The following is a 7,668-nucleotide window of genomic DNA, read 5'->3' on the forward strand; positions in this document are numbered from 1 at the left end:
GACGAAGAGGAAGTGGTAGATGGTCGTCAGACCGAACTGCCATCGCGACAGGATCAGGGGATCGAGGATGTCGTTCATGCGGCGTGTCCGGGCCGGGTAGCCGCGCGCTGTTCGTGCACGTCAGTTGCTTCCTGTGGAAGGTGGGACTTCTGCTGTCACAACCATTGGGACACCCACACGCTACCGCGCGGACACCTCGTTCGACAACTTGTAGAAGTCCTCACTGCACGAACGTGCAGACCCCGTGCACGGCACAACCGTGCGGAACCGACGTGCTGCACACCCCTCCCCACGAACGACGACAGGTGCCGGGCGATTGCCCGACACCTGTCGTTCAAGCTGCCGAAGGAGTTACAGGAGGCCCTTGCTCTGGAGGAAGGCCTTCGCGACCGAGGCGGCCGACTTCTGGTCGACCGAGTTCTGCCGGTTCAGCTCGATCAGCGCGTCGGTCGTCAGGACCTTGTCCACCTTCTCGATGGCGGCGGCCGCCTTCGAGTCGAGGTCCTTCGAGACGATCGGCGTCACGTTGTTCGCGGGGACGAGGTGCTTCGGGTCCTCGAGGGTGACGAGCTTCTCGGTCTTGATGGAGGCGCTGGCGGAGTAGATGTCCGCGACCTGCGAGTCGCCGTCCTTGATCGCCTTGATCGTCAGCGGGCCGCCCGAGTCGTTCTGCTGGTTGACCTGGCCGGTGATGCCGTACTTCGCCTTGAGCCCGGTCGGACCGTACGCGGCCGTCGCGAACTCGGGGTTCGCGGCGATCGAGATGGTCCCGCCGATCTTCGACAGGTCGGCGATCGACTTCAGCCCGTACTTGTCAGCGGTCTCCTGCGTCACCGTGTAGGTGTCCGCGTCGGAGGCGTCGGCCGAGGGCAGCGCCTTCACGCCGGACGGCAGCGCGTCGGACAGCGCCGAGTTGATGCCCGAGGTCGTCGTCTCGGTCGTGGTGTCCTTGCCGTCCTCCTGCAGCAGGAAGTTCAGCAGGTTGCCGTTGTACTCGGGGAAGACGTTGATGCTGCCCTTCGCGACCTCGGGCCAGTACGCCTTGCGCTGCCCGATGTTGAGCTTCTTCGTCACGGTGAAGCCCTCGTGCTGGAGTTCCTGCGCGTAGAGCTCGGCGATGATCTCGTTCGACGGGTACGCCTGCGAACCGACGACGATCGTCTTGGAGTCCCCGCCGCCGGAGCCGGAGGAGAGCGGGTCGCTCGAGGAGCAGCCCACGAGGGCGATGGCGGCTGCCGAGGCGACGGCGATCGTCGCGGCGAGGCGCCGGGTCGTTGCTGTGATCACGGGTGGGTTCCTTCCACGGGGGTTGATGCTCGAGGTGCTGAGCTGCGGGTGCTCCGCCGGGACCGGTCCGCCGCACCTGCGGAGACACCCGCGGGGACGGCGAGCCGCTGCAGGACGGCGAAGACGATCTCGAAGACGATGGCGAGCACGATCACCAGGATCGAACCGCCGAGGACCTCGACGTAGTCCGAGTTGGCGAGGCCGGAGAACGCGTAGCCGCCGAGGCCGCCCGCGTTGATGTAGGCGGCGAGGGTGACGGTCGCGACGACCTGCAGGACCGCGGCCCGGATGCCGCCGACGATGAGCGGCAGGGCCAGGGGGATCTCGACCTTGCCGAGCACCTGCCAGGCGGTCATGCCCTGCGCACGGGCGGCGTCGATCGTGACCCGGTCGATCGCCTCGACCCCGGAGTAGGTGCCGGCGAGGATCGACGGGATCGCGAGGATGACGAACGAGATCACCGGTGCCTGCAAGCCGAGACCGAGCCACAGCGCCAGGAGCGTCAGCAGGCCGAGGGTCGGCAGCGCGCGGACGCCGCCGGACAGACCGACCGCGACGCTGCGACCCTTGCCGGTGTGACCGATGAGCAGGCCGAGCGGGACGGCGATGACGGTCGCGATGGCCACGGTCAGCAGCGTGATGGCGACGTGCTCGCCGAGTCGGACGAGGATCGCGTTGTCCCCGGTGTTGTTCGCCGGGTCGAAGATCCAGGCGATGCCCTGGGCGAAGAGGTTCACGCGGAGACCTCCCCTGCCCGGACGTCGGCCGCGGCGCGACGGCGCACGGCCCGAGCCGACCGACCGGTCCCCCGCGTCCACGGCATGATGATCCGTCCGATGACGACGAGCAGTCCGTCGATCACGAGCGCGAGCACGATCGTCAGGACGATGCCGGTGAGGATCTCGACGCTGATGCCGCGCTTCAGCCCGTCGGTGAGGAGGAACCCGAGGTTCGCGATGCCGAGCAGCGCACCGACCGTGACGAGGCTCACCGTCGACACCGCCACCACACGGATGCCCGCGAGCAGCACCGGACCGGCGAGCGGCAGCTCCACCTTGAAGAACCGCTGCGCCGGCGAGTACCCGAGCGCCTCGGAGGCGCTGACGACCTCGGCGTCGACGGCGTCGATCGCGTCGGCCGCCGAGCGCGCCATGAGGGCGATGCCGTACACCGTGAGCGCGATCACGACGTTGATCGGGTCGAGGATGTTCGTGCCGAGGATCGCGGGCAACGCGAGGAAGAACGGGAACGACGGGATCGCGTAGAGCAGGCTCGCCACCACGACGATGGTGGAGCCGGTCGCCCGTGCGGCACCGCGGCGCTTGCGGAGGCGGGACACGACGAGTCCGATCGGGACCGACAGCACGAAGCTGATCACGATCGGCGGGATCGACAACCAGATGTGCGCGACCAGGTTCGACGTGATCGTGTCGAGGTTGCCGAGGATCCAGTTCACGCGTCGTCCCGCTGCCGCTGCGGCACGGCCTCGGCCGCGTCGACCACCTGGACGGGACCGGTGAGCACGCCGGCCGCGCGCCCGTCGCCGTCGACGACGATGGGCCCGGTGGGGGTCTGCTCGACCCGCAGCGCACGGCGTCCTCGTCCGGCGCCGATGAAGTTCGCGACGAAGTCGTCGGCCGGCTCGGCGAGGATCTCCGCCGGGGTGCCGAGCTGGGCGATCTCGCCGCCCTTCTTGAGGATCACGACCTGGTCGCCGAGCTTGAACGCCTCGTCGATGTCGTGCGTGACGAACACGACCGTCTTGCCGAGTTCCCGCTGCAGGCGGATGAGCTCGTCCTGCAGGTCGTTGCGGACCAGCGGGTCGACCGCGCCGAACGGTTCGTCCATGAGGAGGATGTTCGGGTCGACCGCGAGGCCGCGGGCGACCCCGACGCGCTGCTGCTGGCCGCCGGAGAGCTGCGAGGGGTACCGGTTCGCGAACGCCCGGTCGAGACCGACGGTGTCCATCAGCTCGAGCGCCCGTTCGCGGGCATCGGCCTTCGACACCCCGGTGAGGAGCGGGACCGTGGCGATGTTGTCGACGACCTTGCGGTGCGGCAGCAGGCCGGCGTTCTGCATCACGTAGCCGATGCGGCGACGGAGCTGGACCGGGTCCACGCCCGCGACGTCCTCACCGTCGATCTCGACGGCGCCGGCGGTGGGGTCGACCATGCGGTTGATCATCCGGAGCAGCGTGGTCTTGCCGCAGCCGCTCGATCCGACGAAGACCGTCGTGGTCCTCGAGGGGATGACGAGGCTGAAGTCGTCGACCGCGTTGGTGCCGTCCGGGTAGGTCTTGCGCACCGAGCGGAACTCGATCATGGGTGCCCTTCTGTTCGGAGGTAGCCCGACTCCGAGTGAGAGTACCCGTCGGGTCCGACAGTGGTTCTGCCGTGACGATCCGTGACGGCTCCCGGCGACCCGGAGGACGTGCGTGCCGGCCCCGTCCGCACGACCGCAGGCCGTACGCGCGACGACGCCCGCGCCTCCAGTTCGGAGCGCGGGCGTCGAGGGATTGGTGGGTGGCGTGGCGGCCGTCAGGCGGCGGCGATCACCGCTTCGAGGTGGGCACGGCTCATCGAGCGGTACTCCTCGATCAGCGCGGTGTCCGGGGCAGCGGGGTCGCGGTGCGCGCGGGCGAGGACCGCGTGCGCCGACTCGGCGAGGACGACCCACGTCCGCTGCATGCGTTCGCTCGTCGGCACGCCGAACCGCTCGTGCATGATCGTCGCGACCGTGCTCCCCAGCGCGGCCATCCGGTCCTCCGACTCGCCGGAACCGGTGTCGGCCGCGTCACCGAAGCGGATCGCCCGGAAGCCCGGCTCGGAGTGGTACATCTCGGCGGTGACGTCGATGAGCGCGTCGCAGGCGTCCTGCCAGGTGGCGGCGCCGCTCTCGTCGAGCGCGCTGACGAACCGCTCCGCCAGCCGCTGGGTGCACCGGATCGCCAGGGCCTCGACCACGGCGATGCGGTCCGGGAAGTAGCGGTAGACGGTGCCGATCGACGCACCGGCCCGCTCGGCGACCATCGCGGTGGTCAGGCGCTCGAACCCGATCTCGTCGATCACGCCCGCGGCGGCGTCGAGGAGGCCGGCGAGGCGCGCCGAACTGCGGGCTTGGACCGGCTCGTTCCTGAGCAGTGATGATCCCCCCGGCAGTGCGTTCGGTACCTCGGTGACGAGCACGTGTTCTCCTCTTGCGCCGACAGCGCGGTCATGTGGGTGTGACTGACCAACTGTCGCAGAGACCGGCTGGAACATCGCTGCGACTCTCCCAAAGCACCTGCGAGGTCGTAGGTCTCCCGGGCCGCGGCGTGGAATGATGGAGCGATGCCCGACCCGACGCCACACGAGCCGTCGCTGGCCGAGCCGATCCTCCACCGGGCCGCCCGGATCGAGGACGCCGTCCAGGAGTTCCGCGAGCAGCGCGCACGCCGCCGCGGGCTCGTCCCGACGGTGATCCCGTACAACGGGTACGGCGCGCCCGGCTGGGTCCGCGTCCTCTGCCGCGTCCTGCTCACCCGGCGCGGGCTCGCGTCGGACGCCTCGTTCTACGGCGTCCGCGGCTGGAAGAGCTTCACGAGCGTCGCCGTCGACGACGCCGAGGTCACCATCACCGCGGGCGGCACGACGCACGTGGTGCAGTCCGACCGCGGCGGCGTGGTCGACACCATCGTGCCGATCGACCTCGAACCGGGGTGGCGCACCATCAAGCTCTCCGCCGGCGGCATGCGCGACGTCGAGGCCGACGTGTTCATCGTGCACCCGGACACCCGCTTCGGGCTGCTGTCCGACGTCGACGACACCGTGATGGTGACCTCGCTCCCCCGCCCGATGCTCGCCGCGTGGAACTCCTTCGTCCTGACCGAGCACGCGAGACGCCCCGTCCCCGGGATGTCCGTCCTGTACGAACGTGTGCTCGCGCAGCACCCGGGCGCCCCGACGGTCTACCTGTCCACGGGTGCGTGGAACGTCGCGCCCACCCTGCAACGCTTCCTCAGCCGCAACCTCTACCCGTCCGGCACGCTGCTGCTCACCGACTGGGGTCCCACGCACGACCGGTTCTTCCGGAGCGGCCAGCTCCACAAGCAGCAGAACCTCGAGCGGCTCGCGAAGGACTTCCCGGACGTGCAGTGGCTGCTCGTCGGCGACGACGGGCAGCACGACGAGGCCCTGTACGGCGAGTTCGCCCGGGCCCACCCCGAGAACGTCGCGGGCGTGGCGATCCGGCAGCTGTCCACGAGCGAGGCGGTCCTCGCCGGCGGACGCTCCCGTGCGCAGGAGCGGTCCCGGGAGTCCTCCGCGCCGTGGGTGTACGCCCCCGACGGCGCCGGCATCTGGTCCGAGCTCGCCCGCGTCGGGCTGGCCGAGGCCGACCCCGCCGACCCGGCCTGAACCCTCCCTCAGCGCACGTCCGAGCGTCCCCGGGCCCCGGTGGTTGGATCGGCTCATGAGCACGGCGAAGCCACCGACCAACCGCATCGAGGACCACGCACTGATCGGTGACACGTACACCGCAGCACTGGTCGGGCGCGACGGGACGATCGACTGGGCGTGCCTGCCCCGGTTCGACAGCCCGTCCACCTTCGCGTCACTGCTCGGCACCGAGGACCACGGGCACTGGACGCTCCGGCCGACCGACCCGGACGCGACCGCCACCCGCCGTTACGACCACGACACCCTCGTCCTCGCGACCGTCTGGACCACGAGCAGCGGCGTCGTCGAGGTCACCGAGTTCATGCCCGTCGGCGCCCACCGCGCCACGATCGTCCGTCGCGTCCGCGGGCTCCGGGGCTCGGTGGAGCTGCGCCAGGTCCTCCGCATCCGGTTCGACTACGCGCGTGCCCTCCCGTGGGTGCGGCAGATCGGGGGCGACGAGGACCCGGCCCTCCTCGCGACCGCCGGCCCCGGATCGGTCATCGTGCGCGGTGTCCGCTTCCACGCCGACCACCACCGGCACACCGCGACGACCACCGTGCGCGACGGGGACGTCCTCGACACCGTGCTCACCTGGTACCCGTCCCACCGCGAGCCGCCGGAGCCGATCGACGTCGACGCCGCGCTCGCCCGGACCACCGCGTGGTGGCGGGAGTGGATGGCACCGATCCGGACGCACGGCCGCTACGTCGACGCCACCCGCCAGTCGCTGATGTTCCTGCGCGCCATGACCCACGCCGAGACCGGCGGCGTCGTCGCGGCCGCGACCACGAGCCTCCCGGAGGACCCTGGTGGGGAACGCAACTGGGACTACCGCTACGTGTGGCTCCGGGACGCCTCACTGGCGCTAGCCTCCCTCATCGCCCACGGCTACCGCGACGAGGCCGCGCACTGGCGCGGCTGGCTCCTCCGGGCGATCGCCGGCGACCCCGCCGACGTGCAGATCATGTACGGCATCGCCGGGGAACGCGAGCTCCCCGAGCGCGAGCTGGCGAACCTGCCCGGGTACGCCGGCTCCACGCCCGTCCGGGTCGGGAACGGCGCCTACACGCAGTACCAGGGGGACGTGTTCGGCGAGGTCCTCGCCGCGCTCCACGACGCCCGGGAGCTCGGCGTCGAGGAGAACGCCGACTCGTGGGCCCTCCAGCGCGCGCTGCTCGGCTACGTCGAGGAGCACTGGCAGGAGCCCGACAACGGCATCTGGGAGATGCGCGGACCGCGGCGGCACTTCACGCACTCACGGGCGATGATCTGGGCCGCGTTCGACCGCGGGGTCGCCGCGGTCGAGGAGTTCGGACTCGAGGGTCCGGTCGACCGCTGGCGGGACCTGCGCGACCAGGTCCGGGCGGAGATCGAGCAGCACGGCTGGAACGCCGAGCGCGGCAGCTACCGGCAGCACTACGACACCGACGAGGTCGACGCGAGCCTCCTCGTCCTGCCGCAGATCGGCTACCTGAAGCCCGGCGACCCCCGGATGACCGGCACCGTCACCGCGATCGAGGAGGACCTGCGGACCGGACCGGACGGCCTCGTGCTCCGGTACCGCACGTCCGCCGGCTTCGACGGCCTGTCCGGCAGCGAGCACCCGTTCCTCGCGTGCTCGTTCTGGCTCGTCGAGCAGTACGCCGGTTCGGGTCGGATCGAGGACGCCGAACGGCTCATGGACGTGCTCGTCGGCTACGCGAACGACGTCGGCATGCTCTCCGAGGAGATCGACACCGCCACGGGCCACCACATCGGCAACACCCCGCAGGCGCTCTCCCACCTCACGCTCGTGTCCGCGGCGGACGCCATCGCCCGGGCGCGCGGCACCGCCGCCGGCCACCGGACGCGGCTCGCCGTGCACGACGGCGGGACCCGGTCCTGGACCGGCGAGGGCGAGCGGGCGGGCACGCCGGCCTGACGCCCTCACGCCACCGGTGGACGGACGGGAGGCGCGGTGCCA

At 70.8% G+C, this 7,668-nt stretch carries 7 protein-coding genes; 2 read left to right on the top strand and 5 right to left on the bottom strand.

From position 1 onward, the window contains the following. Positions 1–351: 351 nt before the first annotated feature. From ACTJKO_RS12285 to ACTJKO_RS12305, 5 genes are all read right to left on the bottom strand, one after another. Complete coding sequence (locus ACTJKO_RS12285; protein WP_440689069.1) at positions 352–1,287, bottom strand: ABC transporter substrate-binding protein; 936 nt, start codon at positions 1,285–1,287, stop codon at positions 352–354. Continuing rightward, positions 1,284–2,024, bottom strand: a complete 741-nt coding sequence (locus ACTJKO_RS12290) for an ABC transporter permease (protein ID WP_440689071.1) — start codon at positions 2,022–2,024, stop codon at positions 1,284–1,286. Before ACTJKO_RS12290 ends, ACTJKO_RS12285 begins: the two co-directional genes overlap by 4 nt. Next, on the bottom strand, positions 2,021–2,743 hold the full coding sequence (locus ACTJKO_RS12295) for an ABC transporter permease (RefSeq protein ID WP_440689073.1): 723 nt from the start codon (positions 2,741–2,743) through the stop codon (positions 2,021–2,023). Before ACTJKO_RS12295 ends, ACTJKO_RS12290 begins: the two co-directional genes overlap by 4 nt. Continuing rightward, on the bottom strand, positions 2,740–3,609 hold the full coding sequence (locus ACTJKO_RS12300; RefSeq protein WP_440689075.1) for an ABC transporter ATP-binding protein: 870 nt from the start codon (positions 3,607–3,609) through the stop codon (positions 2,740–2,742). The genes ACTJKO_RS12295 and ACTJKO_RS12300 overlap by 4 nt, the downstream gene beginning before the upstream one ends. A 215-nt stretch (positions 3,610–3,824) precedes the next feature. Continuing rightward, a complete protein-coding gene (locus tag ACTJKO_RS12305; protein ID WP_440689077.1) occupies positions 3,825–4,472 on the bottom strand; it encodes a TetR family transcriptional regulator in 648 nt (215 codons plus the stop codon). A gap of 144 nt (positions 4,473–4,616) precedes the next feature. Between ACTJKO_RS12305 and ACTJKO_RS12310 the strand changes: the two genes are divergently transcribed. Next, positions 4,617–5,681: an App1 family protein gene (locus ACTJKO_RS12310; protein WP_440689079.1), complete on the top strand. Its 1,065-nt coding sequence runs from the start codon at positions 4,617–4,619 to the stop codon at positions 5,679–5,681. A 55-nt stretch (positions 5,682–5,736) separates the two neighbouring features. Then, positions 5,737–7,626: a glycoside hydrolase family 15 protein gene (locus tag ACTJKO_RS12315; protein WP_440689081.1), complete on the top strand. Its 1,890-nt coding sequence runs from the start codon at positions 5,737–5,739 to the stop codon at positions 7,624–7,626. Positions 7,627–7,668: the final 42 nt, after the last annotated feature.

The sequence above is a fragment of the Curtobacterium sp. 22159 genome (genome assembly GCF_052045775.1).
GTDB lineage: Bacteria > Actinomycetota > Actinomycetes > Actinomycetales > Microbacteriaceae > Curtobacterium.